Annotated in this window: 27 protein-coding genes and 1 pseudogene; 12 read left to right on the top strand and 16 right to left on the bottom strand. The window is 41.7% G+C overall.

What is annotated here, in order from left to right:
• Positions 1-88: 88 nt before the first annotated feature.
• The 5 genes from hpsO to glmM all read right to left on the bottom strand — a co-directional run bounded on the left by hpsO (position 89) and on the right by glmM (position 6,761).
• The gene (hpsO, locus tag F7734_RS27690) at positions 89-1,261 is read right to left on the bottom strand and encodes a hormogonium polysaccharide biosynthesis glycosyltransferase HpsO (protein WP_155747822.1); all 1,173 of its coding nucleotides are present in this window, start codon (positions 1,259-1,261) and stop codon (positions 89-91) included.
• An 84-nt stretch (positions 1,262-1,345) separates the two neighbouring features.
• Positions 1,346-2,326: a hormogonium polysaccharide biosynthesis glycosyltransferase HpsN gene (gene hpsN / locus F7734_RS27685; protein WP_166482188.1), complete on the bottom strand. Its 981-nt coding sequence runs from the start codon at positions 2,324-2,326 to the stop codon at positions 1,346-1,348.
• 43 nt (positions 2,327-2,369) lie between these two features.
• The gene (gene hpsL, locus F7734_RS27680) at positions 2,370-4,049 is read right to left on the bottom strand and encodes a hormogonium polysaccharide biosynthesis protein HpsL (protein WP_155747821.1); all 1,680 of its coding nucleotides are present in this window, start codon (positions 4,047-4,049) and stop codon (positions 2,370-2,372) included.
• 90 nt (positions 4,050-4,139) lie between these two features.
• A complete protein-coding gene (locus F7734_RS27675; protein WP_155747820.1) occupies positions 4,140-4,919 on the bottom strand; it encodes a glycosyltransferase family 2 protein in 780 nt (259 codons plus the stop codon).
• Positions 4,920-5,294: 375 nt separating this feature from the next.
• Positions 5,295-6,761, bottom strand: coding sequence for a phosphoglucosamine mutase (gene glmM / locus F7734_RS27670; RefSeq protein WP_155747819.1), 1,467 nt, complete (start codon positions 6,759-6,761; stop codon positions 5,295-5,297).
• Between the two features lie 580 nt (positions 6,762-7,341).
• On the opposite strand from glmM, the gene F7734_RS27665 reads away from it, so the two are divergent.
• From F7734_RS27665 to F7734_RS27655, 3 genes and pseudogenes are all read left to right on the top strand, one after another.
• Positions 7,342-8,058 (top strand): heme oxygenase (biliverdin-producing), encoded by a 717-nt coding sequence (locus F7734_RS27665; RefSeq protein WP_155747818.1) that lies wholly within the window; start codon positions 7,342-7,344, stop codon positions 8,056-8,058.
• Positions 8,059-8,260: 202 nt separating this feature from the next.
• Positions 8,261-8,593 (top strand): annotated as a pseudogene (locus F7734_RS27660) (GTP-binding protein); the annotation flags it as partial.
• A 73-nt stretch (positions 8,594-8,666) separates the two neighbouring features.
• Positions 8,667-9,125, top strand: a complete 459-nt coding sequence (locus F7734_RS27655) for an ABA4-like family protein (protein ID WP_155747817.1) — start codon at positions 8,667-8,669, stop codon at positions 9,123-9,125.
• A gap of 62 nt (positions 9,126-9,187) precedes the next feature.
• Here F7734_RS27655 and F7734_RS27650 read toward each other — a convergent pair whose 3' ends face one another.
• From F7734_RS27650 to F7734_RS27640, 3 genes are all read right to left on the bottom strand, one after another.
• Positions 9,188-9,403 (bottom strand): acetyltransferase, encoded by a 216-nt coding sequence (locus tag F7734_RS27650; RefSeq protein WP_155747816.1) that lies wholly within the window; start codon positions 9,401-9,403, stop codon positions 9,188-9,190.
• A gap of 93 nt (positions 9,404-9,496) precedes the next feature.
• Complete coding sequence (locus F7734_RS27645) at positions 9,497-9,808, bottom strand: DUF3181 family protein (RefSeq protein WP_155747815.1); 312 nt, start codon at positions 9,806-9,808, stop codon at positions 9,497-9,499.
• Positions 9,809-9,924: 116 nt separating this feature from the next.
• Entirely contained in the window at positions 9,925-10,182 is a 258-nt protein-coding gene (locus tag F7734_RS27640; RefSeq protein ID WP_155747814.1) for a 2TM domain-containing protein, read from the bottom strand.
• A gap of 211 nt (positions 10,183-10,393) precedes the next feature.
• Here F7734_RS27640 and F7734_RS27635 point away from each other — a divergent pair, with 211 nt between their 5' ends.
• Positions 10,394-10,588 carry a DUF2795 domain-containing protein gene (locus tag F7734_RS27635; protein WP_155747813.1) on the top strand — a complete coding sequence of 65 codons (195 nt, stop codon included), beginning with the start codon at positions 10,394-10,396 and terminating at the stop codon, positions 10,586-10,588.
• A gap of 121 nt (positions 10,589-10,709) precedes the next feature.
• Here the strand turns inward: F7734_RS27635 and F7734_RS27630 are convergent, their stop codons facing one another.
• The 3 genes from F7734_RS27630 to F7734_RS27625 form a co-directional block, all read right to left on the bottom strand.
• Positions 10,710-11,504: a DUF2993 domain-containing protein gene (locus F7734_RS27630; protein WP_155747812.1), complete on the bottom strand. Its 795-nt coding sequence runs from the start codon at positions 11,502-11,504 to the stop codon at positions 10,710-10,712.
• Positions 11,505-11,755: 251 nt separating this feature from the next.
• A complete protein-coding gene (locus F7734_RS60865) occupies positions 11,756-11,923 on the bottom strand; it encodes a hypothetical protein (RefSeq protein ID WP_166482187.1) in 168 nt (55 codons plus the stop codon).
• A 1-nt stretch (position 11,924) separates the two neighbouring features.
• Positions 11,925-12,950 (bottom strand): HlyD family secretion protein, encoded by a 1,026-nt coding sequence (locus F7734_RS27625; RefSeq protein WP_155747811.1) that lies wholly within the window; start codon positions 12,948-12,950, stop codon positions 11,925-11,927.
• A 168-nt stretch (positions 12,951-13,118) separates the two neighbouring features.
• Between F7734_RS27625 and F7734_RS27620 the strand changes: the two genes are divergently transcribed.
• Together F7734_RS27620 and F7734_RS27615 are read left to right on the top strand one after the other, a co-directional pair.
• The gene (locus F7734_RS27620) at positions 13,119-14,876 is read left to right on the top strand and encodes an FHA domain-containing serine/threonine-protein kinase (RefSeq protein ID WP_155747810.1); all 1,758 of its coding nucleotides are present in this window, start codon (positions 13,119-13,121) and stop codon (positions 14,874-14,876) included.
• 262 nt (positions 14,877-15,138) lie between these two features.
• Positions 15,139-15,879: a decaprenyl-phosphate phosphoribosyltransferase gene (locus F7734_RS27615; protein WP_347566294.1), complete on the top strand. Its 741-nt coding sequence runs from the start codon at positions 15,139-15,141 to the stop codon at positions 15,877-15,879.
• Between the two features lie 449 nt (positions 15,880-16,328).
• On the opposite strand, the gene F7734_RS27605 is transcribed toward F7734_RS27615, so the two are convergent.
• The 3 genes from F7734_RS27605 to glyA form a co-directional block, all read right to left on the bottom strand.
• Entirely contained in the window at positions 16,329-17,594 is a 1,266-nt protein-coding gene (locus F7734_RS27605; RefSeq protein ID WP_155747808.1) for a competence/damage-inducible protein A, read from the bottom strand.
• A gap of 97 nt (positions 17,595-17,691) precedes the next feature.
• The gene (locus F7734_RS27600) at positions 17,692-18,735 is read right to left on the bottom strand and encodes an MraY family glycosyltransferase (RefSeq protein WP_155747807.1); all 1,044 of its coding nucleotides are present in this window, start codon (positions 18,733-18,735) and stop codon (positions 17,692-17,694) included.
• Positions 18,736-18,942: 207 nt separating this feature from the next.
• Positions 18,943-20,226 carry a serine hydroxymethyltransferase gene (gene glyA, locus F7734_RS27595; protein WP_166482186.1) on the bottom strand — a complete coding sequence of 428 codons (1,284 nt, stop codon included), beginning with the start codon at positions 20,224-20,226 and terminating at the stop codon, positions 18,943-18,945.
• Between the two features lie 257 nt (positions 20,227-20,483).
• Here glyA and F7734_RS27590 point away from each other — a divergent pair, with 257 nt between their 5' ends.
• Entirely contained in the window at positions 20,484-20,681 is a 198-nt protein-coding gene (locus tag F7734_RS27590; protein WP_155747806.1) for a hypothetical protein, read from the top strand.
• 84 nt (positions 20,682-20,765) lie between these two features.
• A complete protein-coding gene (locus F7734_RS27585) occupies positions 20,766-21,242 on the top strand; it encodes a Tic20 family protein (RefSeq protein ID WP_155747805.1) in 477 nt (158 codons plus the stop codon).
• Between the two features lie 3 nt (positions 21,243-21,245).
• On the opposite strand, the gene F7734_RS27580 is transcribed toward F7734_RS27585, so the two are convergent.
• Positions 21,246-22,019, bottom strand: coding sequence for a fumarylacetoacetate hydrolase family protein (locus F7734_RS27580; RefSeq protein ID WP_155747804.1), 774 nt, complete (start codon positions 22,017-22,019; stop codon positions 21,246-21,248).
• A gap of 362 nt (positions 22,020-22,381) precedes the next feature.
• Here F7734_RS27580 and rpsF point away from each other — a divergent pair, with 362 nt between their 5' ends.
• Together rpsF and F7734_RS27570 are read left to right on the top strand one after the other, a co-directional pair.
• Complete coding sequence (rpsF, locus tag F7734_RS27575) at positions 22,382-22,708, top strand: 30S ribosomal protein S6 (protein WP_166482196.1); 327 nt, start codon at positions 22,382-22,384, stop codon at positions 22,706-22,708.
• 315 nt (positions 22,709-23,023) lie between these two features.
• On the top strand, positions 23,024-23,578 hold the full coding sequence (locus tag F7734_RS27570) for an Npun_F5560 family protein (RefSeq protein WP_038088210.1): 555 nt from the start codon (positions 23,024-23,026) through the stop codon (positions 23,576-23,578).
• Positions 23,579-24,159: 581 nt separating this feature from the next.
• Here F7734_RS27570 and F7734_RS27565 read toward each other — a convergent pair.
• Positions 24,160-24,513: an STAS domain-containing protein gene (locus F7734_RS27565; protein WP_155747802.1), complete on the bottom strand. Its 354-nt coding sequence runs from the start codon at positions 24,511-24,513 to the stop codon at positions 24,160-24,162.
• Positions 24,514-24,947: 434 nt separating this feature from the next.
• Between F7734_RS27565 and F7734_RS27560 the strand changes: the two genes are divergently transcribed.
• Together F7734_RS27560 and F7734_RS27555 are read left to right on the top strand one after the other, a co-directional pair.
• On the top strand, positions 24,948-25,580 hold the full coding sequence (locus F7734_RS27560; RefSeq protein ID WP_155747801.1) for a DedA family protein: 633 nt from the start codon (positions 24,948-24,950) through the stop codon (positions 25,578-25,580).
• A 138-nt stretch (positions 25,581-25,718) separates the two neighbouring features.
• Positions 25,719-26,696, top strand: coding sequence for a cysteine synthase A (locus F7734_RS27555; protein WP_155747800.1), 978 nt, complete (start codon positions 25,719-25,721; stop codon positions 26,694-26,696).
• The last annotated feature ends 57 nt before the right edge of the window (positions 26,697-26,753 follow it).

Genomic DNA, 26,753 nt, shown 5'->3' with positions numbered 1-26,753 from the left:
GGTTAGTGGTTGGTGGTTAGTGGTTGGTGGTTAGTAGCTAGTAGATAAAACGACTGACGACTAACGACTAACAACTAACCACTAACAACTAACCACTAACCAATTCCTTATAAAACTCTAATTGCTGTTTTGCCAAAGCTGTATTGGTATATTGAGTCATGGCTTTTTGATAGCCCATAGTAGCTAGCTTTTCAGATAATTCTGGATTTTCCATTAATTGAACTATACAATGAGCTAGTGCTTGGGCGTTACCCTCAGGAAATATTAATCCAGCCTCACCAATGACATGAGGAATTTCACCCGAATTTGAACCAATCACAGGAACTTGACAAGCCATGGCTTCAATTAGCACGTGACCAAATTGTTCTTTCCAACCAATAGAAGTCAGATTTTTAAGACTGTAATTTGTTTCCGAGGGCAGTACCAAAGTACTCATTAAGTTGATGTATTTAGGGACTGCGTCATGAGCAACGCTTTCCACCAAAATAACCCTGTCTTTGATATGATTTTCCTCAGCTTTGCTTAAGAGTTCCGATTGTAATGGTCCCCGTCCAAGAAGCAGTAATTTCCAAGGTCGCTCTTTTAAACCAATTAAAGCCTCTAGAAGAGTCAGCAATCCCTTTTCTGGAACAAAACGTCCAACAAATCCTACGACAAAATCATTTTGCTCTATACCCAACTGACTTGCTAGTTCTGGTTGAGGTGCAGGTGCAAACAAGCTTTCATCTACACCCAACTGAGGCATAACTTTAATAGGTCCTTTGTACCCCTGTTGCCGTAAAACTTCCGCACCATCTTGATTTCCTGAAATAATGCCGTGACTGTTATCTAGATTATACTTCTCTAATAAAGAAACTGGAAACTTGAGTTTGTAAGGTAAATTCCACCAGGTAAAAAATAAGTTTTTTGCCTTTAGTCCCAATAATTTATTTAAAGTAATCATCTCCGCATAAGCAAGACCTCTAGACCCTTGTTCTACCTGGATGACATTGGGACGAAACTTTTGTAATAAAGATATTAAATCAGCGCCAAATGTCAGAAGACCTTGATGATTCTGACTGAAGTTAGAAATAGGAACTATACGAAATTTACATTCATCACGGTATTGAGTTTCAATGATTTTGTTTTGAACCCCACCTGGTTTCCATTTTTTAGGAACGACAATTGTTACCTCAACTTCTGGTTCTAGCTGAGATAAAATGCGGAGTTTTTCACAGTTTAGATCTACAATATAAGTGTGGCTAGCTACAAGAATTTTCATAATTGGCTAATGGCTAATGGCTAATGGCTAATAGCTAATTGTTAATGGTCAATGAGCCATTAGCCATTAGCCATTAGCTATGAACTAAATTTGTTCATCTAAGCGAGTATAAATTTGACCGTCATTCCATACTGATTGGATGACAGTACCTAAGGCTTTGAAGAAGCCCAAAGTATAGAAAACACCACGAGTCAGAATTTTGATAGGAGAACCACTTTTGTAACAGGGAGGATGTCCGAGAACATGACAGTCAAATAAACGGGCAAAAAGACGTGCGGCTTGAGTGAGGGAGAGGTTTTTTAACCCCATTAAGAAGTGGTTGTGGTAGAAAGTCAGTTGGTACTGAAGAGAACGCATGCTAATGTCATGGCAACCGCCCGTTTCTTCTCCTAAATGCACTAAATGAGCTTCGGGATCGTACCAAATTTTATACCCCGTTTGCCGCAATCTCAGGCAAAAATCTGATTCTTCCCTGACAGCGCTACCGCGAAATCTTTCATCGAATTTCAGCCCGTACTTTATGAAAATTTCACGGCGGAAGGACATATTACACCCCCTTGCTGTTAGCACTTGTTGGGGTTTAACTGTATGTACTAAGTCAATATGGTACCAAGCAATTCCTGGGTCCATGGCTTGGGGAGGAAGATATTCAATCTGCAAATTTCCTCCTGAGTCACCTAATTTCATTCTGTCAAAGACACGTCCAGCAACCGCGCCTACTTCTGGTTGTTCTACATAATTTTTTGCGTGGGCTGCTAAAAATCCAGGTTGCAGCTGCACGTCGTCGTCAATAAACAAAATAATGTCACCAGTTGCCCTGCGTACAGCATAATTTCTCGCCCCTGGTAAACTTGCCCACTCCAGGCGAAACCACTTGATTTTACCTGTTCTCGATAATTCTTCTAAATAAGCTTCTATTTCTGGCTTGTGTTCTGGTGTCTGATCGACAACTAGAACCTCAAAGTTTGGGTAATCTTGCTTGAGGACATCTGCTATACTATCGCGCAGTGGCTCTTCTCGACCATAGGTTGGAATAATGACGGAAATTAAGGGATAAGAATTCACTTTTTGTATATCCTATTGAATATTTGGCTATGCCGTATAAAATTTATATTGGGTTCAAGAGGTTCTTTGCTGTTTTTGTTTTTTTCTTTGGTTGTTCTTCAGAATTTTCATGATTCTCGTGTTGCCTTTCTTGTTTGTCTATAACTGGTAATTTCAAGATAACTCCAGCGGCAAACCAGTAATACACAGCTACTGGATCGACATCTAGAGGGTAATAATAGGTGTTGTAACTAATAAACAATATAAACACCCACAAAGCTGAAGCGTAACTGCGGAAATTACGGTTTTTTATTAACCGATTTGATTGGTAACAAGTAACGGTCAAAGTTGTGACCAAAGCTAAGAATGCCAAAGTTCCCAAGGGACCTATTTCAAAAAGGACTTTAGGGTAATACGTTTCAATGAGCCTCGTCTCACCCATAGCACGAGCAGAGTTGGTAGCACGACCCAATCCATTGCCCAAAATTCCTTTTTGTGCTTTAAACGATTCCTCAAATTGTTGTACTATGAACTCTTGGGGTGGTGAAGCTTCCCAGCGATCGCTCAAACTAGATGTTCTCTCTTCTAAAAGGGCTGGATTACTTGCTACGGCAATTCCCAGGATAATAGCAAGCCCGATGCCCATAGGGATAAACCGTTTCAGGTTGCGAATTTGACCTGTAAGCAACAGCAAAGCCACGAAGCAGGCAGGGACCAATGCCAAGGCTATTCTCTGACCGGAAATAACTGCGTTAATGAATACTGCGACGATGGAACCCAGGCTAACCACCCTCCAAATAATTGAAGGATCGCTGAAGCCAGAGGCAAAGCTAAAGAAGGTGCTTGAAATCAAGAACCATGCCCATTGCCAGGGTGCAACAAAGGTTCCTGGTAGCCGAATCACCCCTTGTTGGGGACTGTAGAGTAGAGAACCACCAAAATAACAACGGGCTTCAATAGAGGCTTTAAATAGGGCAGAACCCTCTAAATGTCTTGTACCTTGGCATATCCCTGTTAGCAGTAGCATATACTGGACAAATCCTAATGCACAGCAGATGAGGATAAGAACAACCTGCATTCGCGAGAAAAACAAAAAATCTTTTTTGTTGCGAATCAAATAGTAAGCACAAGTTATCAGAGGGACATAACCTATAAATACTTTCAGACCCAAAATTCCCATCAAAATTGGCTTGTTACCAGAACCGCTTCCCAAACCACTTGTAGGTGGACTAAATTGCTGCATCCCGTTGACAAATAAGATTGTCATTATACACAAGGCAAGCAAAATAAATAACGGAGTTTTAATGGCTTTGGGAAAAATGAAGGGTAAACGTTTTTTGCTGCAAATCTGCCAAAGAGCAATCAGGGCTGGAATATAAAAGGAATCTTTAGCAAGTTGGAGTATGGGACTGCTACCGATATAGTAAGTGATGGTGCCGCTAAAGGGCATATATATTAGAAAAGCCAAAAGCGCTTGGCGGGGGAATTTGTAAGACAAGGCTAGCGTAATGACTCCCAAAACACCCGGAACTGCTGCCTTAATTCCTCCTATCAAAGCCAAGAGAATGCCCACAAACAGACCAACAGCAGCAGAGGCAGACAAAACACTGGAAAATTCTTTTCGTGCTTGTGCGGCTTTTCGCTTCTGTGATAAACGTTCTTGAAGACTGAGAGTTGGAGTCTGCTTGTCCTCCTGCTTCTTTCCTTTTTTGGATTTCTTGCCTTTTAACTTTAATGTCAGCATGGTATTGCTGTAAGTATAACCTTAACAGGGAGCGGGTACCAGTAGACAGTAACTAATACAACATGACTTGTTATCTGTTTACTGATTCGGTCACCTTGAATACATTGTTTCAGTTATAACTGAATTTGGCTCTAATGGGTAGAGAGAAAATTCCTCACGCATTGATTGGTTTAACAATTTGCGGTTCAGAATATTGAAAGTCAATTTTGTAGTGCCGTAATAAAGATTTTCTCCAGTGGCAACAATATAGATAGCACCAGGAAACGGTAGTGGCTTTAGAGGAGTTCCTTCTTGAGCAAGCATTCCTCTGATTTTTTCATGATCTACGTAGAATTTGTAGTACCCGTACCCTCTATTATACTCTGGGTGTTCAGGTAAACGATTTAGGTTATACCTGATAATGTTGCAAGTGCCACACATCTTGTAAAAATTTCTTCTTTTGACAAATATAAAGTCATCACCGCTCTTATATTTGTAACCTTTGTTTATGAACCAGCCATTGCAATGAGAATTTTGATTGACGAACTCTGCTAAGTGCTTGCTGATACAATCGTCAGCATCAACTGTCATAGTGTGTGTTGGTAAAAATTCTTGAGCATGGACTAATCCTTTCAAGATTTTACGCCCTTTATCTGTATGCCCTGCACAGAAAGGATCTGGTTCCTTGGCAGGTGGAAAATCGACTTCAATATACGTAATCTTGGGGTGTCGAAATTCAATACGAGGTCGTTCGTGACAAACAACGATCGCTCTGTATTCCTGTGAAGTCTGATTGCAGATAGATTTGACGCACCTTTCAAATAACTGCGTTACACGCTCCCAAGACTTTGAAACTTGTGGGCTTTTTAGCGGTACTACAAAAACTAGCATAACCCAAGGTCGCGAAACTACTTTTTCTCAACTGAGAGATCGCACAAGATTTGTAAATGCATAATCTGTCACACATACACAAGAACTGTACGGTCCAAATGCTTTTGAAATTCTTATCAGAATCTTAACCTTGGATATACAAACTTAAACTATAAGAACTTTATATAAATTTTACAAAATTTTCGGATTTTAAGTACAAGACCCTTCATGTAGTACTTTCTCGTTCCCAGCCTGAGGCACAGAATGCAGTACAGCAGGCTCTCTTTCGCCATACAGGAGGCGGAGCCTCTTAAAAGGCATTCCCAGCCTGAGGCTGGGAACGAGGTGAGGGGTCAGCACGAGGTGAGGGGTCAGCACGAGGTGAGGGCTTGATTGTTAGTCAACAAAGTGTTGCTGGACTTGTGCGACTAATTCATTTGTCCAGTAGTTTGCAAGTTCGGCGTCTTCAGCTTCTACCATAACTCTGATGACTGGCTCTGTACCAGAAGCTCGAACTAGAATTCTACCAGCATCACCCATTGCTGCTTCAGCACGGTTAATAGCTTGTTGCATAGGTTGGCACTCTTTCCAGTTGACACGCTTTAACCTGTCTTCTACTCGCACATTCCGTAAAAGCTGCGGATATGTATGGAAACTGGAGTCTACCATTTCAGATAAAGGAACGCCTGCTTCTCGTACTATGGCTGCTAAATGTAAGGCTGTTAGCAAACCGTCTCCAGTAATGCCATAGTGACGACAGAGAATGTGACCGGATTGTTCACCTCCTAACATTCCCCCAGTCCGTAACATTTCCGCTTGGACATATTGGTCGCCTACTGCTGTGCGAATCAATTTACCACCTGCTTGTTTCCACGCTCTCTCAAAACCCAAGTTTGCCATCACTGTAGAAACAATTAAGTTGTCTGGCAATTGTTGCTTTTGCTGTAAGCCGAGACCCCATATGTAGAGAATATAATCACCGTTAACCTGCCGTCCGGTATTATCTACGGCCAAAACACGGTCTGCATCACCATCAAAGGCGAAGCCTATATCGGCATGGTGTTCGCGAACAGCTGCTTGTAAAGTGTCTAAGTGAGTGGAACCGCAGTTGACGTTGATGCGATCGCCATCTGGTAAGCTATGAAAGCAGATAACTTCTGCCCCTAGTTCTTCAAATACTCTTGGTGCTAGATTTACTGCTGCTCCCCATGCCAAATCTAAAATAATCTTCATGCCTTGAAAATTTACAGTGCCATGCAGTGGTTCTTTCAAAGCATTTGTATAGTTTTTTACTAAATCTAAACGAGAATAGTGCCGCCCGCAATCACTTCTTATTCCAGAATGTGATGATAGACCGCGCAGCCCTGCCTCAATTTCTGCTTGTAATGCTTGGGGTAACTTCAACCCATCCGCACCAAAAATTTTAATGCCGTTATCTTCAGGTGGATTGTGGCTTGCAGAAATCATCACTCCACCAATAGCATGGCTGTTACTGGTTAGAAATGCAACGCAAGGAGTAGGACATAATCCCAAATACCAAACTTCTACTCCAGCTGCTGTTAACCCCGCACTCAAAGCCATTGCTAGCATATCGCTGGAGTTACGAGAATCTTGACCGAGGATAACCGGTCCTGGATTGACAGCACTCCTACGTAAAACAATTCCTGCCCAAAAACCAATTTGTAATGCTAGAGGTGCATCGAGCAAATCCCCCACTTTTCCCCGAATTCCATCTGTACCAAATAAGGGAGTTGTCGGTAAAGACATTAAGTCCAGACCAAAACTCATCCTATTACTATCATTGGCTTCAGAAGCCGATACTCCTGTATTGCCATTTTGACTTTGAGTTATAAATGATACCATATTTTCAGGACTCCACACCGTTACAATGGAGAATAACACTTTAAACTTTATTCAACAATTCCCCTCTAGTGGCTTTTGTTCGGGACACTTTACTAGTTTTTACGTTTTTAAATTTATTCTACTTTGCCTACTTTTTCAGAAAAAATACTTATAGCGCTTATGATGTTTTTGTAAAGATTTAGTAAAATAAGTAATATTACTAAACTGCAACATAAGTATAAATATTTTGCAGCAGGCAGCTATGGTAAAGGCAGTTATGCTTCTCCATGCGGGAGCGCAAGGGATGTAATAAAGTTGCCACGCGTTTATTTATCCCATCCATCTAGAGTAGTAAGCTCTAAACCGATTGCCAGAGTTACGAAGATTGGTATTGTTATATTTTTTACTTTTTTTCGAGCCAGACATCTATCCTTCACCCTCTGACTTTCTTCTTGTAAAAAAAGATACCAAGCATAAAAACTTAAAAAATATTAATACAAATTCTCATCAAATGGTTCTACTGTAACGTTTTAGTGGCTTTTGTAGCCGTTCTGAAATCACAACTCCGGCAGTTGATTTTTTTAAAGTTGAGCAATTTAGTATGAGCAGTCATTTAGCAACAAAATTGCGTGTAGGAACAAAAAAAGCCCACACGATGGCAGAAAACGTTGGTTTTGTCAAGTGTTTTTTAAAAGGAGTCGTTGAGAAAAACTCCTACCGGAAACTAGTAGCTAACTTCTACTTCATCTACTCAGCAATTGAAGAGGAGATGGAAAAGCACCATAACCATCCAATTCTTTCTAAAATCAATTTTCAAGAGCTTTACCGCAAGCAATCCCTAGAGAAAGACCTCAGCTATTACTATGGAGCCAACTGGCGGGAGCAAATTCAATTATCTTCAGCAGGTGAAGCCTACGTACAGCGCATTCGGGAATTATCAGTAAATGAGCCGGAATTGTTAGTTGCTCACTCATACACCCGTTACCTTGGAGACTTATCAGGCGGACAAATTCTCAAAGGCATTGCCCAAACAGCTATGAACCTTTCTGACGGACAAGGGACTGCCTTTTATGAATTTGAAGATATTGCCGATGAGAAGGCATTTAAAGTCAGATACCGTCAGGCTTTAGATGAACTACCAATAGATGAAGCAACAGGCGATCGTATTGTCGATGAAGCCAATGCAGCCTTTGGCATGAACATGAAAATGTTCCAAGAGTTAGAAGGCAATCTCATCAAAGCGATCGGTCAAATGCTGTACAACACCCTTACACGCCGTCGTACACGCGGTAGCACCGAACTAGCAACAGCTGAATAAATGTTATTTGGTTAGTGGTTAGTGGTTAGTGGTTAGTGGTTAGTGGTTGGTGGTTAGTGGTTAGTGGTTCAATGTCTTACGGATGAGAATTTTACTACTGATAACTAACGATTTGCTACTAACAACTAACAACTAACAACCAACCACTAACCCCTCACCCCTAATCAATGGCAGCAAAAATTCCCGTTACTATCATCACCGGATTTTTAGCAATTACGGTCAACTCGAGCTATCAATATTAATGGTATTTCAAGCCGCAGTTGAAAAGGTTTTATACCGTACTTTCGATCCACAAAAACTTCTAGCTCTGTTACAAACACTAGCACGAGAGCAAGAAATTTACAGAATTAAGGGGTTTGTGGCAGTTCCTAATAAATCTATGCGTTTGGTAATGCAAGGAGTAGGAAATCGGTTCGAGCAATTTTACGATCGCCCTTGGAAAGCAGAAGAAACCAGGCAAACTAGCCTAGTTTTCATTGGTCGCGATTTAAACTCTTCTCAAATAGAATCTTACTTATTCACAGTGAGCAGTTAATCCCTAACAACTGTACGGGCGCAAGGCTGCCGCGCCCCTACTAACAACTAATAACTAATAACTAAACATTTCTATGAAAATCGTTCAAATTTTTAACATTGCCAATTTTTTTGTTTTGCCCTTTTGGATTTTAATGATTTTCCTACCCAAATGGAACATTACAAAAAGGGTTATGGAATCCTATATTCCTTTCGTTCCACTAGCAGCAACTTATTTGTATTTGTTTATTAGTAGTATCACTCCAGAATCTGCCCAAGCTTTTTCAAACCCTCAATTGTCAGATATTGCGCGATTCTTTGCAGATGAAAAAGTGGCTGCTACGGGTTGGATTCATTTTTTAACTTTGGATTTATTTACGGGGCGCTACATTTATCTTGAAGGACAAAAAACAGGTGTTTGGACGATTCACTCTCTCATACTTTGTTTGTTTGCTGGTCCGTTGGGATTGCTATCTCACATTTTGACTGATTGGCTTACAAAAGCATTTTTCCCATCAGACAAAGTTGAAAAGCTTTCTGAGACAACTTCTTAAATTATGAATTATGAATTATGAAGTATAAAAAATTCATAATTCATAATTCATAATTCATAATTTTAGTTAGAACCATTTCTGTAATTAGCATCTACCCAACAACGTGGAAGACTTTCTCCAGAAGGAAAAACCAGAGTCTGTTTGTTATAAGAATCTGCTTGCTGTTCTTCTTGACCTTCTTGTTCTTGTGCGCGTATAACATTGGTATTGGGGTCAATCAATTCTTGAACATCAAGAACTTTAACCAATTCACCGCTGTCTCTAATTTGTAAAAGCATCGAATTAACTCCTTAAGTTTGCATGAAAAATTGAGGTGAGATTAAACTCACCTTTACAAACTAACTGAATCAGTTAAACAGTTAGCTGCTTAATTAAATTTCTCGTTGATATTTTTCTAAAATATCTACTAAATTTACTTGGCATTGCAGGGGCAGTAAATCGATAAGGGGAAGTTCCCTTCTACCACCACCAATCTTAACTGGAATAGATTCTAAAACTTGTATGACATCGTTTTCTTCCACAGGTTTTTTAGCAGTAATGAGGGGGTAGACTTTTTCTGCTACTACCGTATGGAGTTTGGCATTAGATAAATAAAGATGCCACTTGGCAATATCGATGTAAACGTTGTCGCCAATTTCCGCAGCTAGGGCTTCTAGTAATTCTGTGGTGTTTGCTTTAGCCATAAATATCACCCTATATAATGAGTCTTACCTCTCATCCTAGCTCTTATTATGGCTCGTCGATCGCGACAAGCTCTACCACCACAAGTTACAATCGCCCTAGCTTCTTCTGTCCATCTTCAGGTGGATGTTGGTGGAGTTTCTGAGTAATTAGCGATTGCGGAAATATATATCAGGTGAACTAACAGCACAACGAACCAACCTGCAGTTAGCCAAGGTAACCACTCCCAAGTTGTTAAATTAAGGTTATGGAAAAACCACAACCCAGAATTACAGACTGCAAAGAGTGCAACATGAACGGCAAAATTCATGCGATCGTCTAATTTTCGGTAAGCGGGGTCTTTGCGATCGGGTTTACGGGGCCAACGAGGAGGCATAAATATTTGTTACATAGGTATATACATTTAGTTTATTTTAAGATTTTTGCGACTCCACTTGGTATGGGTCTTAGAAATTTAAGTTATCTACAATTAATGAAGTTCATCAGCCCGTTGGATGAACTAGTGAGTACTTATCTGTAACTCTTTGGTAGATGTAGTCAATATATCCGCTTGTAAAGATAGAAATGTTCTTTAGAGGTGGATAACAATGGCTAAACTCAATCCAATCCAACTGCAAAAACACTTAAAAGGCGTTGACTATCCTGCTAACAAGGAAGAATTAATTAAACGCGCCCAGCAGAACGGTGCTGATGACAATGCTATTTCTGTATTGCAACAAATCCCAGACCAAGAGTATCAAGCACCTACTGATGTTAGCGAAGCAGTAGGCGACATTGTATAAATAAAATCATGTAGCTTGTTGATTAGGTTCGTAGTTGCGCTTTAGCGCTAAGGTGCAACTACAAACCAGTCATTATTATTTATCCCTACTTACTTATTTTTGAGCCTTCACTCTTCATACTTTATCCTTTTTGTGGGATGCGCTCAATTTCAGCATAACCGCTAAAAATTAACCGTTGACCTTCAGTTTCCAATCGATTCAGACGCATTTTAACTCCATCAAGGTCAAAGCGATCCAAATCGACCATATTATCTAAAATTTCAACTAGTGCTAGGCTGAGAGTTTTTGAGATTTCCTTTTGAGCTTCCGGTATTTGCTCGAGTTCTACTATAGGGTTCTTAAAAGAAATACGACGACGCCGTTCAACCGCGACAGTCACAACCATGTGTAAGGGTATAGGTTCCCCGTTGCCTAAATCCGCTTTGGCAAAAATCCGCAATCGATTTTCAGGTAAGAGCTGCACTTGAATTTCCGGAAACGAAACTGGCTTACCATCCGATAATGCAGTTAATGCTGGTACGGTAAGGTTCATTAAACCCCTTGTCACCAATTCTGCTTTAAAAGCTTGGTTAATACCTGTTTCTGATAAGACAACTTGAGCAATAGCTTGAGTTGGTTGTTTGAGACTTAATTTACCGCTTAAAACGGAGCTAAAGTCAATAGCGACAGCATCAGTCTCAAAAGACATTTCTTCAACGCCAAAGTCTTTGCGAATAACCAAACCGCGACCGCTCATTTTGAAGCTGTCAATGCTGCCTTGTAACAATTTGCTGGAGGGATAGCAACGGACAAAGACTTCTACTGACTCGCTCTTAGTAAACAGGTGGCGAATCGTTTGGCTAGCGACGGTGTTGAGCATACGCTCACCCCAGTCAGTGCCTTTGGGATCTGTTAAACCTGTAAGTCCGCCTAGCATTTGTGTACGTGTAGGTGAGTTGAAGTCCTAGAAGTTCTTTGTACTTTTGTAACAAATCGTGAAGAATACAGCAAGTCTCTGGTGATTGATTATTCTGATGGAAAGACCTGGGATCTTTAATATTCAAGGGTTCTAGCACGGAAAAATTCTTTGGAATTGACCCCTGCCATCGCCCCACATCACAAGTTTTCGCGATCGCAGCTACTGAATCGATCGCCTTAAGGAACTCACCCTCATCCTTATCTGTAGCGTTAATAACTTTTAGAAGTTGCCGAAGCTACAGAAGTTAGTGCAAGCAGCAGAGCTTGATAAATCAACACGGGAGGCGGAGCCTCAAGTAAGGCATTCCCAGCCTGAGGCTGGGAACGAGGTGACAGCCCCTCAGAATTAATGTGGTGGACTACTAGAATAGATAGCAAACTATTTTTTCGTATCTATTGTGACAACAGCCGACAGCCCTGGAGTCATTTTAGCCTCATAACCTTGAAGACTTTGAGGCTCAAATAGAATTTTTACAGGAATTCTTTGCTCGTTTGAACTCCTTGTGGTGTCACCTGTCGTATTTTCTCCTCTAAACGGAGCAACTTTACCAAAAGAAGTGGGAGACATACTATCTACCGTACCTCGAAATGTCTTACCGGGAAAAGCAATCATTCTAATATCTGCTTTTTGACCTGGTTGTATTTTTTCTAACTGGGTTTCTTTAAAATTCGCTACAATCCAAGGATTTGGTTGTACGACTGTAATGAGAGTTTGTCCTGCTTGTACTTGCTGTCCTACTTGGACGTTTTTTTGAGCAACTTTACCAGCTACTAGGGCAGTTATGTTGGTATAGGAGAGATGAAGCTGTGCTTTTTTCAGATCTGCTTCTTTTTGTGCGATCGCAGCCAATGCTGTTTTGTATTGTTGCTGATTGATATCCCTTTGCCGATTAAGAGCTTGCGGCTGCGATGGGGCGTTACTATTTATAGGTACGGGTAACGGTACATAATTATTATCCGCAATCAGTTTGACATTTTCTTGTGCCAATGCTGCTTGTTGTTTAGCTAATTCTAGAGATGCTTTTGCCTGTATCAAAGATGCTTGATACTCGCGGGGATCGATCTTCACCAATACAGTTCCCGGCGATACCACTTGATTATCGTTAACTGTCACTTGGGTCACTATACCCGATACACGAGATGTGACGGGATGAACATTAGCACTGACATAAGCATTATCGGTTTGCTGATATTTTTGACTGTACTGCCACCACTGGTATGTAAAAATTCCAGCAGCCACCGCCCCTGCAAATAACAACGTCCCCAGTAGAACTTTAGGTAGCAGATGACGACGAGAGGGTGATGCGGGTTGAGCATCGGTACTTGAGTCCGGTGGGACGAGACTTGTTTGTTCCTCTAAAGCTGTACCGGACTGAGTCTGTTGTGAAGAATTGAAACTTTCCATACGACCCCGATTAAGGCAACGAATTTAGGAATAGTGGTATTTGAGACAGCAGTCAATATATCAAAAGTAGGGAATTGGTCATTGGTCATTGGTCATTGGTCATTGGTCACTGGTCACTTGTCACTAATTACTGTGGTAGCATAATTACCAAAAACCTTTGGCAGGAGTATGTTGGGGGAAATATTAGATAGGCGTTATCAAATTAAGCAAGTTTTAAGTGCTGGAGGTTTTGGTCAAACTTACCTTGCAGATGATACTAAACTGCCAGGAAATCCTCAATGTGTTGTCAAGCAATTGAAACCCACATCTAGTGACCCCAACACTTTGCAGATAGCAAGACGCTTGTTTGCTTCAGAAGCACAAGTGTTACAGCAACTGGGTAATCACGACCAAATTCCCAGGCTTCTGGCTTATTTTGAGGAAAATGAAGAATTCTTCCTGGTTCAAGAGTTTATTGACGGTCAATCCTTAAGTGCAGAACTAAGTTCTGGTAACTATTTCAGCGAATCAGATGTTATTAACCTGCTAAAAGGCATCCTTGAACCCCTTGCTTTTGTCCATCAGCGTCAAATTATCCATCGTGATATTAAACCAGCAAACTTAATGAGACGCAGCCAAGATGGCAAAATTGTTTTGATTGACTTTGGTGCTGTCAAAGAAATAACTGTCACTCAAGTCAATCTTCAAGGACATACAACGCCAACAGTGGTTATTGGTACTGTCGGCTATATGCCTAGCGAACAAACCAAAGGCAGCCCTAAATTAAGCAGTGACATTTACGCTGTAGGAATGATAGGTATCCAAGCCTTGACAGGAATCATGCCCCATAAACTCACTGAAGATCCCGATACAGGAGAAATTTCCTGGCGTCAGCACGCACAAGTCAGCCCAGCATTGGCAGATATTTTAGATAAAATGGTGCGTTATGATTTCCGACAGAGGTATCAGTCTGCAGAGGAAGCACTGCAAGCACTGCAATACCAACAAAATTTTTCCCAAAATATCTCACCGACTCTCATTCCCACGCGGACAACAGGATTACACGAACTAACTTTGGAGTGGTTTGAAGACGGGCAAATCAGAACTCAAACAATTCTCGAAAATCAACCCACCAAACAGTCTGATGTTTTTCGCATTGGACGCGATCCGGCTGTGTGTGACCTAGTTGTGTCAGAACCAACAGTATCAAGACTGCACGTAGAAATCTTTTTTAAGACTCACCACAGGTGTTTCTATTTGCGTCCAATGAATCAGAACAATCCACCAGCGATCGATGGACAATTTTTAATAACAGGAGAAGCCTTACTTCATAAAGGTACTATTTTGCGGTTGGGGCAAATGGAATTTCAAGTATCAGCAATATCCCTCAAGCAGTACCCAGTAGGATATGTACCAAATCAACATTCATCGCCTCCGTATGTTTCACCACAACAACCACTACCCCCAACACGGCGACCCCCCTCCAGCAATCCCCAACAACCAGAGTCTTACCCACCACCTGTTCCACCTCAATATCGTCAAGAAATTCCTGCTGAATCGCCTCAGGTACAACCGTCTTATTCTGCTTCCACTCAAAGTTCGCGCCCTCACATAGGTTGGAAGTTTTGGCTCAAGTGGCTTTCGATCAATCTTGTCGGCTTTGTGTTGAGTGTTCCGGTTGGTATCTTCATTCTCAAATTATTTCTCAACACCTTACTTAGCCGTATCGCATTTGGTTTCATGCTGGGATTGTCCCAATGGGTTGCTTTGCAGGGGGTTGTGAATAGGGCTTGGTTGTGGGGATTGTTGACTGGTGGGGCTATTACTCTTTTTAGCAGGGTGTTGTTGACAAACTTAGTGATAATCGATACTTTCTTAGCTTGGGTAATTATTTTACTTTTAAGTGGGGGGATACTACTTTGGAATTTGCGACGCGCAAATGTTTGACTTCTCCCGCTCGCTAAAGCTTGCGACTCTACAGCGTCCCCCTACGACTTTCTCCAGTTCTTGCATCCTGAATTCAAAGGGAACGGGGAACAGATAACTTTCTGTTCCCTGTTCCCTTTGTTTGTAACAATATAAAAAATGTGTAAAGACCAAAAGCTTTTTAGGGAAAATATTTAAAAGCTCGTTAAAGTTACTTTTCAATTTATCAGGGATCTTACAAAAGCCTATAGCATTTATAAGTATCTTTTAACTTATCCCTGTTATGCGCTTTCACATAACAGGTAAAGCAAATTTTACATTGACAATTTACAGTGACCCGAAGCGTATGGGCTCCCGACAGACTTCTATTGCCAAAAGGCGTGTAGCGTCCGGTTCGAGTCGATTGGCCGCGCACATCACTGCATTGCGACCCCGACAATGGACAAAAAACTTGGTAGTGTTTGCCGCGCCATTGTTCGCCTTCAGCATCAATATGCACTCTCTTGTGGGCAGTCTATTATCTTTTGTATTATTCTGCTGCGTTTCCAGTGGATTCTATTTAGTGAATGACATTGCAGATGTTGAATCTGACCGTCAGCATCCTATTAAGTGCAAGCGTCCTATCGCTGCTGGATTAGTGAGTCTCCGAGTAGCATCACTGATGGCGTTTGTTCTGTTAGGTAGTGCTCTGATAGTTGCTTGGTTGCAATCACGACCATTAGGTGCGGTCGTCACAGCTTATGCCGTATTACAAATTGCCTATAATTTGCGACTCAAACGAATGGTCATTTTAGATATTTGTGCGATCGCCACTGGCTTTATCCTACGAGCATACGCTGGTGCTGCTGCCACAAGCATTACTTTATCATCATGGTTTGTGCTTTGTACTGCCATGTTGGCACTGTTTTTGGCAATTGAGAAACGAAAAGCAGAATTGCGGTTAGTTCGCATTAAAGGCACAAAGCCTCGTGCTGTTCTCAAACGTTACGGTTCTTTCGTACATAGTATGCTAAATTTTCATTAAAATCTACAAGTATGCTTGTATTTACAAGGCTTACAGGCACTTATAATTTCAATTTTAATAAGGAGTAACATTTTGAAACTAATAATAGCTGTAAGCTAAGCCCAGCAATAGTTTTAAGCTTATTTTTCGACAATTTTAGCACGCTAAGTACGCAAGAGCCGGGGTTTTCAGCACAGCCAAGCGGTAGATATGTTAAAGGGTTCATTTGACAACATTGTACGAATATTAACCCATGCACCAATCATCACTATTAAAGATACATATTCAGAGGCTAATGAGTATGCTAGCAGTACAGTCAATGTTTGGGTAAACTCTTTTATATATGCAGGGATTCCTTGGTATCTTGCTTTGTTGTTGACAATTCCTTTACTAGTTCTAATCTATTTTTCAACGCGAAATATTCTTCATTTGAAGCACCAAAACGAGACTCAAAACTTTCTACTTCCTCATTAAGTAGTGCTACTGCAAATTCGTAACAATTTGCGCCGTAAGTTATCCAACGCAGTACACGCGCTAATATGACGGATTAAGGATCGACCTCGCATTGCACCAAAACGATACTCAAAGCTTTCTACTTCCTTGTTAAGTCCCGCTAATCCGATATAGACCAAACCAACAGGCTTGGTTTCTGTCCCGCCTGTCGGTCCTGCAATGCCTGTAATACTCAATCCCCAAGTTGTAGCAAGGTGCGATCGCACACCTACTGCCATTTGCTCAGCTACAGTAGAACTGACTGCCCCAAATTTTGCCAAATCTTCCGACTTTACACCCAAAATTCTCTCTTTAACAGAGTTATCGTAAGAAATCACTCCACCCCAAAAGTACTCGGAACTGCCAGAAATCTCTGTCAACATTTGCCCTAGTCCACCACCAGTACACGATTCAGCAACCGAAAGAGTTTGCCCTGCGCTACGCAATAACTCTCCCACAACTGAAGCAAGGGTATCATCATCAGCACCGTAATAATCCAACCCCGCAATGTCCTTAATTTGTTGCTCAACAGGCGCTATCAATTCTCGTGCTTGGACATCCGTTGCAGCCTTAGCAGAAACCCTTAACTTAACCTCCCCCTTAGCAGCATAAGGGGCGACTGTTGGGTTTGGTAAATTGAGATAAGCCCCAACTTTTTCTGCCAAAGCTGATTCCGAAATACCCCAAAACCTTAACATTCGACTGTAAATAATTTCTTGACCCCAACCCTGACTCTTCAGGTAAGGTATGGCAGTGTCTTCCCACATCCGTTGCATTTCACTGGGTACACCGGGAAAAGTCAATATAGTTAACCCCGTGCGGGGTTGCCAAATAATACCTGGTGCCGTACCCGTAGGATTAGGTAAAATTTCTGCCCCTTTAGGTATCAAAGCTTGCTTGCGATTGCTAGGAGTCATAACCCGCCCGCGTTGAGCGTATTTCCGAGTTATTTCTTCAATCACCTCCGGACTTTCCACCAAAGGAGAATTAAAAAAAGCAGCAATGGTTTCGCAGGTTAAATCATCAGGCGTAGGACCCAAACCTCCTGTGAAAATCAGAATTTGTGCTCTTTGAGTTGCAATTTCTATAACCTGCTTTAACCTCTCTGAGTTATCTCCTACAACTGTTTGATAGTAGTGGGGTATACCCAGTTTAGCTAACTGCTGTGCCAAATATTGAGCATTACTATTAATAATGTCTCCCAACAGCAGTTCTGTTCCAACACAAATAATTTCTGCAGTCATAATAGGGGTTAGTTGTTAGTTGTTAGTTGTTGGTTGTTAGGTGCTTAGCTATTAGCCATTAGCCATTAGCCATTAGCCATTAGCCACTATCCTTCCACTAAGTTTGCCGAGAAATTCTCCATACTTTCCAAGTGGCATAAATGAGCAACGAGGTAGTAGCACAAGTGTAAATAATACCACTGGGGATACCAGCAAGAGCTAATGCTAAAGTTCCAACCCATAGGGTTAAAGAGTAAATAAATAAAACAGTCAATCTGTGGGACAACCCAGCCCGCAACAATCGATGGTGCAAATGACTTTTATCTGCGGTAAAAGGTGATTGACCCCGGCGAAGTCGTGTCAAAATCACTGCTGACATATCTACAATTGGTACAGCTAAAATTAAAAAAGGCAATAATACCGCAGTAGCAGCAGTTTTCACTAGACCAACTACGCTTACTGCTGCTAGGGTGAATCCCATAAAATAAGCCCCGCCATCTCCCATAAAGATTTGTGCGGGGTTGAAGTTATAACGAAGAAATCCCAGTGCAGCACCAGCGATCGCAGCCGCTATAATCGCAGCTGCTGTTTGCTGCATAAACAAGGCAACAACGAGAATGACCAAAGCTGCTATTCCCGATACTCCAGCAGCTAATCCATCTAAACCGTCAATCCAGTTAATTGCATTTACCATTCCTACCAGCCATAGGAGTGTGATGGGTAAACTCAACCAACCAAGTTGAATGACTCCACCTGTAGGAATGCTCAAAAAATCTATACTCACGCCTGCTTTCCATGCACCAGCTGCAACAACCATTTGCATCAACAGTCGTGTTATGGGCGATAGGTTTAATAAATCGTCTGCTAAGCCAATTATAAAAAAGCCTACACCGCCTAAAACTACTCCCCAAATTTGCCATTCTTTGTCAGTTGGTAGATTTCCAAATCCACCTAAAAGCCAGACAATTAATAGGGAGGCGATCGCACCTGCGAAAATAGAAACTCCCCCCAGCCGTACCATTGGGCGCTGATGAACTTTTCGGTCATTTGGTCTATCCAAGCGTCCGCTTTTGATGCCCATGTTTCTAACATCAGGTGTAGTCCAGAGAACGACTACAGCAGCAACAAGGAACGCAATCAGATGATAAATCTGAACTCGCATCTGTGATTCACTATGAAGTTAGGTTCTACACTGAAAAATCCACTGTGGATTTCTTTACATCTATTTACTTCATCGACTACTTTTTATCCACAGGGGATTTTTACATTTCACCTAACCAAATGACCAGTAGTTCTTCTCTCGTTCCCAGGCTGAGCCTGGGAACGAGAAGTGCCTAGTTCCCAGTCCCCAGTCCTCAGTCCCCAATGCCTAAGCTAAAGCTGGGACGGGAATTTCTAGGTGCTGATACAAGGGGAAGCGATCGCACAATGCTTTGACACGTTGCCGACAATCTTGTGCAATTGGCTTGGAATCTGGATTTAACAAGCGATCGGCAATAATATCGCCAATCTCTGTGAATTCTTCAACTCCCAAACCTCGTGTTGTCATTGCAGGAGAACCCAATCGCAAACCACTGGTTACAAATGGTGACTCTGGGTCAAAAGGCACTGTATTTTTATTGGCAGTTATATTGACTTCACTAACCAATTTATCTGCTTGTTTGCCAGTCAAACCTACAGACCTTAAATCGACTAACATTAAGTGATTTTCAGTACCGTTTGATACTAACTTTAACCCCCGCTTTTGGAGTTGATTTGCTAAAGCACGGGCATTTTCAATGACTTGAGCAGAGTATGTTGTAAACTCTGGCTTTAAAGCTTCTCCAAAAGCCACGGCTTTTCCAGCAATTACGTGTTCCAGTGGTCCGCCTTGTGTACCGGGGAACACTGATTTGTCTAACTTCTTACCTAACTCTGGGTCGCGAGTCAAGATGAGACCACCCCGAGGACCTCTCAGGGTTTTATGAGTCGTTGTTGTTACAACATCACAATAGGGAATCGGATTGGGATGATGACCGGTAGCCACTAAACCAGCAATATGGGCAATATCTGCCAGTAAATACGCTCCTACTTCATCCGCAATACTGCGGAATTTTTCAAAATCAATGATACGAGGATATGCAGAGTAACCACAAATCAAAAGCTTTGGACGCTCCCTAAGCGCCAGCTCTCGAATTTGATCGAAGTCCAGTTGTTCTGTTTCTTGATTAACACCGTAGTGGCACGCTTGAAACCACTTACCAGAAACATTTACAGGTGAACCATGGGTTAAGTGCCCTCCATGAGACAAATCCATACCCATGAATTTATCCCCTGGTTCTAGCAAAGTTAGAAACACCGCAAAATTCGCTTGTGCGCCCGAATGGGGCTGTACGTTAGCACTCGCTGCACCAAACAATTGTTTGGCACGATCTATAGCGAGTTGCTCAACTTTGTCTACGAATTCACATCCACCGTAATAGCGTTTACCCGGTAGCCCTTCGGCATACTTGTTTGTTAAAACAGAACCTTGAGCCGCTAGTACAGCAGCCGAAGTAAAGTTTTCACTTGCTATTAGCTCTAAGTGGTTCCTTTGGCGCTGTAGTTCTTGGTTGATTAACTCCGCGATCGCAGGGTCCGAGGATGTAAGAAAATCTGAGTTTGTGAGAGTCACTTGTTGCCATCCTTACTTGAAATGTTGACGCCGGAACTTTTTCAGCCACGCAAAGCACGTGTTTTATATTCCAGAATATAAAGTTTATCTGAATAGCTGACTTTTGATTACTGGTCACTGGTCACTGGTCACTGTCAACGAGGTTGACAAGTTAATTAATGTATTACTTTTTACTACACCACTCAATTTCCAGCATACAATAAATTTTTAAATTAGCTTAGTATCTCTCATGAATTGGAATTTACAGGAGGTATTGGATGTTAATGATTATGATGGAAAACCAAATATTTGCTCCCCAACACGTTTGTCAGTCCTGTTTAATGGCTGATGGGAGCGGTCAACCCCGTTGGCGTCAAGGTGAACTTCGTTGCGGTCATGCTATTCGCAATACCAACGAACAGCAGCCAGATCAGTATGAGTGTGTAATGGGTTTCCGCATTGTTCATATTGAATAATCTGAGGTTTTACCAGAACCATTGGGTAACTGCGTTATTCTAGGGTCATGTAACTATTGAAGTTTAACTATAGGAGAACGCACGATGGCTTGGCGCGGGTCTACCACAGTTTCAGATCGCCTTTTTGCTTGTTTACCTTATTTGCTACCTCTGATTGCTGCACTTGTATTCGGAATGTCTTTGTTTAGAGAGTTTCCAGCGCTGGCTGTGCTGTTTTTGCCCCTACAGCCAGTGTTGGCAATCTACGGTATTTTAGGACCATATAGCGAACTCATTATTTTCTTCTTGTTGTTCTTTTTAGTAGTGAGAAACGAAAGAATTGCTCACTTCATTCGTTTCAACACAATGCAAGCGTTACTTTTAGACATTGTTGCTTATTTGTGCGGTATACTTTTGCGACTCGTGGCACTTCCCGGTGTCGCTTTTGCAGCACAAACCCTATCTACAACAATCTTTTTAGGCATAGTAGCAGCAGTAGTCTATTCTGTTGTTCAGTCTTTGATGGGACGTTACGCAGAAATTCCTGCTATTTCTGATGCCGTTTATATGCAAGTCCGTTAGCTATTAACGGGTTTTGACTGTGTTTTCTAACCGTCCAATACCTTCAATTTCCACTCGAATGCGATCGCCCGAATGTATTGGACCGACTCCTAGCGGTGTCCCTGTCAGCACGACATCCCCAGGTAGCAGGGTCATCACTTGACTAATGTAAGAGACAAGAAAATCAGGGGGAAACACCATCTGGTCGATCGTCGCAGATTGAACAGGTTCTGCTTGCTCGTTCAAAAAAGTCTGTATTCTCGCACCGGGGCTTAATTCGCGGACAATCCAAGGTCCGAGAGGGCAAAAACTGTCAAACCCTTTAGCCCGCGTCCATTGATTGTCACGTTTCTGCAAATCTCTTGCCGTTACGTCATTAGCTATGGTATAACCCCAAATTTTTGTTTGAGCTTCCTCTGGTGTACAGTCAAAAGTCACCTCACCAAGAACCAGTGCTAATTCTCCCTCATAATCTACTCGTTGGGATTGGGGTGGATAGTAAATTTCTTCTAGGGAAGCAATTATGGATGTTGGGGGCTTTAAAAAGAGCAGGGGTTCGCTTGGTACATTCGTTCCCATTTCAGCGGCATGTTCTGCATAGTTCTTGCCCACCGCCACAATTTTTGAGGGCGCACAGGGAGCAAGAATTTGGTAACTGTCTGGTTCCAACACCAGATCGGTTGGCTGTCCTTCAAGCCAAGGTGGAGCATCAAGTACCTGTACTTTCAAGGAGAGTTGTAACAAGCCGTAGTAAATTTGTCCTTTAGGATTTTGGACTCGCACGTAGCGCTGTGCCATAAGCTTGGTTAGTTCCTTATTCAGTCAGCAATTGGAACCGCCACCAGGTGAGAAATTATGATGGCGATTTATTAAAGCACTATAATTAAAAACTGGTAAGATTATAAGGCTATAAGGGAAGTGCATTGACTCCGTGTCTTCGATTGGGCGCTTAGTAGTTACCCTGGTCGAAGGTTGCAGCCATCAAGTGAGAGTAAACAGTATAACTCGGTTAGACTTCATCTCAAAAATTTCCCGATTATAATCAGAGGGTATCAATTACACCTTGTTGCTTTAGGTGTTAATGAGTGCAGGATTGGTTAAAAAAACTACCTGTACAAAGTAACATCGGCAGCCATACAGACCAAAAGGAGATAGAAACAGTGGCAACAGCTTACGAGACAATGTATATCCTTCGTCCTGACTTGACAGACGAACAAGTAGAGCAAGCGATCGCAAAATACGAAAACTTGCTGCGGGAACAAGGATCTGAAAATATCCAAATTCAGAATCGTGGAAAGCGTCGTCTCGCCTATGAAATCGCTAGGCAAAGAGACGGAATCTACATTCAAATGAACTACAGTGCGCCCGGTAATGCTATCGCTATCATGGAACGCGCTATGCGTTTGAGCGAAGAAGTCATTCGTTACTTGACTATCAAGCAAGAAGTTGAAGAAGCAAAAGCTGAACCTACAACAACTGCTGCATAGTGACTAAATTGGTTCATCGTTAGTGGTTGGTGGTTAGTTGTTAGTTGTTGGTTGATAGTAGTATAAATATACTGTATATGCTCTAACTTTTGGGGTATGTCAAGCGCGAAGCGTGTGCTTTGCAAAGCTATCTATGAGTGCAAGGCTTTACTCCCCCACCAACCACTAACCACTAACCACCAACACCCAAAAAAATAGCATATCTACGTATTGCCGATTCGTCTGGTAATGCTACATTAACTATTACTTGCCAAAATATGATTGCTGTAGTAAGAGATAAAGTAAAAAATATTTTTAATGGGAGCTGCAAGCACGGTGAGCCAAACTGATTCTACAATCCAAGCTCTCTCCGCTGAAGTGTCGAAACTGCGTCAAGAGTTGCAGCTTCGAGATCAACTTGTGCAACAGCTGTCTCAAGAACTCTTCCGCCTGGTGAAGGGCAATACTAATTTTATGCCCCAAACAGAGGTATCGGAGCGTCATCTGAGCCAGTTGCATGAATTGCGAGAGCAACTGCAAGCTGTTGAGCAGCAAGTAACGTTTTATCAAGAACAAATATCAACTCGTGATGCTGAAATCTATCAGTTGCGGCAATCAGTACAGGAACTGACCGATCGCAGCCGTATGCTAGAGCAAGTTGTACAAGAGTTGCCCCATATCTACCGCCGTAAATTTGAAGAGCGCATGGCTCCGGTTCGGGAAAAGGTAGCAATGCTACAACAGGAAAACCGTCAATTACAAGCCGAACTTCAAAGTGTAAGTTATCGTTTGGCATTAAAAACTCGTACAGCTAGCCATAGCGGTATAGATTTGCCAAATTTTCCGCGTGCTGCATCTCCACAAAATAATATTTCAACCCAGAATGCTTGAGTCAGCGAGCAGGAAGCAAGAAGACAAGGGAGACAAGGGAGACAAGGGAGACAAGGGAGACAAGGGAGACAAGGGAGACAAGGGAGAAATACTAATCTCCAATGACCAATGACCAATGACAAATGACAAATGACAAATGACTGAAGTGATAACTTTTTCCCAGTCGCAGGAGATTATTCTTTCGCCAAACCATCATGCTTTGGAAATTTGAAGATAGATTACACCCATTTTAAAGAATTGTTGTAGTTTGCCAAAAAGTTTTTGCATAGCGCTAATATTTGTTTGGCATAACGTATTACGGATGGTTATGGTTGATTAATGGAACTTCTGAATAATCAGTGGTACTTGCTGCTAAAGGAAGCTCATTGTAGACAAGGGTTGCTTTAGCAAAGCGGTGTATGGGAAAAAGTTATGAAATAAGTAAGTTAGTTAGTTAGCCTTTATTGAATGAGTTTGAACTATGGAATTATCCATCTACTTAGATTCGTTAAGCAAATCTTTTGGATTGGATAGACAATAATAATCTCCTGCAACATACACGCAAGCACCGCTGATGATATTTGGAATCACGTGCAAAATCTTTAGTTTGCTACAGCTAGACTTTCCTCATTGGTTTCAATGAAAATGTCTTCGTAGGAGCTAAAAATTTCAAACACGGAATCTAATTGAGTGAGTTCCAATATCAATCTGACAGGAGGTTGCACATTACAAATAACCAAGCGACAACCGTTTTGACGGGCAACTTTTAATCCTTTGACTAGGGAAACTAGTCCAGAACTATCCATGAAATCAACTTTAGCTAGGTCAATAACCCACAACTGATTGCGTTTGGGAACCACTGCGGTCATTTTTTCACTAAGAGCCATTCCTCCGGGCAAATCTATGCGTCCTTCTGGTTTAAACAAGATTACTTGACAGTCTGATGTGATAGTCATGGATTTTAACTGGGTAGTTGAAACGTTGTACAAAAACAGAAAACAGACACAGACACCGTTTTGCTTTCAACCATTAAAAATGCTGCTTTTTCACCCAATGACTTGGGAAATTGCAGCAATATGGTCTAAACTAGTATTTTCAGTATCCATGCCGTATAATTTGTCCTAACTTTCCCCAATATAGGCATAACTATTTGTGGAATTCGGTATCAACAGTATCTTTTACATAATTTTTACAGGTTTTTCGTCTTTTTGTAAAGTTTTAATTAATTTTTTTTATAATTTTTCATGAAATAACGTTGATATGATAATGAGATAGAGCAAAATTGCCAGTAGACAATGGCACGTTGACCTGAGTAAATTCATTGACACATGGCATAAAAACGAGTCAACATAGAAGAGAAAGTGAAAAATTGTAAAGACGGTGGTGCTGGATGTCTCTTGAATTCATATCACTAGAAAACATCCAGAAGGTTGCCCATGAGTATGGCTATTGGGCAATTTTTTTGGGAATTTTGTTAGAAAATTTAGGGATTCCTCTCCCAGGCGAAACCGTAACTCTAGTGGGAGGTTTTTTAGCTGGTAGTAAGGAACTAAATTACTGGCTGGTTCTCAGCGACGCCGCAGCTGGTGCTACTATAGGAGGTACTTGCGGTTATTGGATAGGTAGAATTGGCGGCTGGTCTTTACTTGTTAGAGCAGCTAGTGTGTTCAGAATTTCAGAAGCAAGAATATTAATAATCAAAGACCAATTTAGTGAAAATGCTGTAAAAGCAGTGTTTTTTGGACGTTTTTTTGCACTGCTAAGAATTTTTGCAGCACCTCTTGCAGGCATAGCAGAAATGCCCTTTGGAAAATTCTTTTTGTGCAATTTAGCAGGAGCAGTTGCTTGGGCTAGCGTCATGGTAACGCTGGCTTTTTTTGCTGGAAAAATAGTATCCCTGGAACAACTCGTAACTTGGGTGAGCCAGTTTGCGATCGCCGCGTTACTCATTCTAGTAGCTGTAATTGCCATTCCCCTGTGGTGGGAGTCGCGTAAACTGAAGACTGAAAGTAATGAGGAGTAAAAATTGACTCCTTGATGCCAAGAGAATTTTTTGCACCCGCGATTGTAAAGATATGCTTTTTGATAGAAGCTGTTTAATAGCTACAATCAATCATTTATAAGTTAAGTTAATCAGAAACTGAACGCGGGTCAATTAAACATGGATATTAAAAATGGTTTTGTGGGTGCTGTAGGAAACACACCACTTATTCGGCTTAACAGCTTTTGTGAAGAAACTGGCTGCGAAATCCTGGGTAAGGCAGAATTTCTCAACCCTGGTGGTTCAGTAAAAGATAGAGCCGCACTGTACATTATCAAAGATGCTGAAGAAAAAGGATTAATTAAACCCGGTGGTACAGTAGTAGAGGGCACAGCAGGTAATACGGGTATTGGATTGGCACATATTTGTAACGCTAAAGGCTACAAATGTCTCATTATTATTCCCAATACCCAGTCCCAAGAAAAGATGGATGCTTTGCGAGCGTTAGGTGCAGAAGTTCGCCCTGTTCCCGCCGTACCCTATAAAGATCCGAACAATTACGTCAAACTCTCTGGCAGAATAGCGTCTGAGATGGAAAATGCTATTTGGGCAAATCAGTTTGACAACTTAGCAAATCGCCGCGCTCACTATGAAACCACAGGACCGGAAATTTGGGCGCAAACAGATGGTAAAGTCGATGCTTGGGTATCTGCGACAGGAACTGGAGGAACCTTTGCTGGTGTGGCAATGTACTTAAAAGAAAAAAATCCAGCAATCAAATGTGTTGTTGCCGATCCAATGGGAAGCGGATTGTACAGCTATATCAAGACAGGTGAAATTAAGATTGAAGGCAATTCAATCACGGAGGGAATTGGTAACAGTCGCATCACCGCTAATATGGAAGGCGCACCAGCTGATGACGCAATCCAAGTTGACGATACCGAAGCCCTGAGAGTTGTTTACCAGCTGCTGCGGAAAGATGGAATATTTATGGGGGGTTCCACAGGTATTAACGTTGGTGCTGCTGTGGCTTTAGCGAAACAGATGGGACCTGGGCATACTATTGTTACCATTTTGTGTGATAGTGGTTCTCGCTACCAATCACGAATTTTCAACCCTGAATGGTTGGAATCTAAAGGGTTAGTGGTTAGTGGTTAGTGGTTAGTGGTTAGTGGTTATTGGTTAGTGGTTAGTGGTTAGTGGTTAGTGTTTAGT

The sequence above is a fragment of the Scytonema sp. UIC 10036 genome (genome assembly GCF_009725235.1).
Note: the sequence above shows the minus strand (reverse complement) of the source record. Positions and strands in the feature narration are given on the sequence as shown.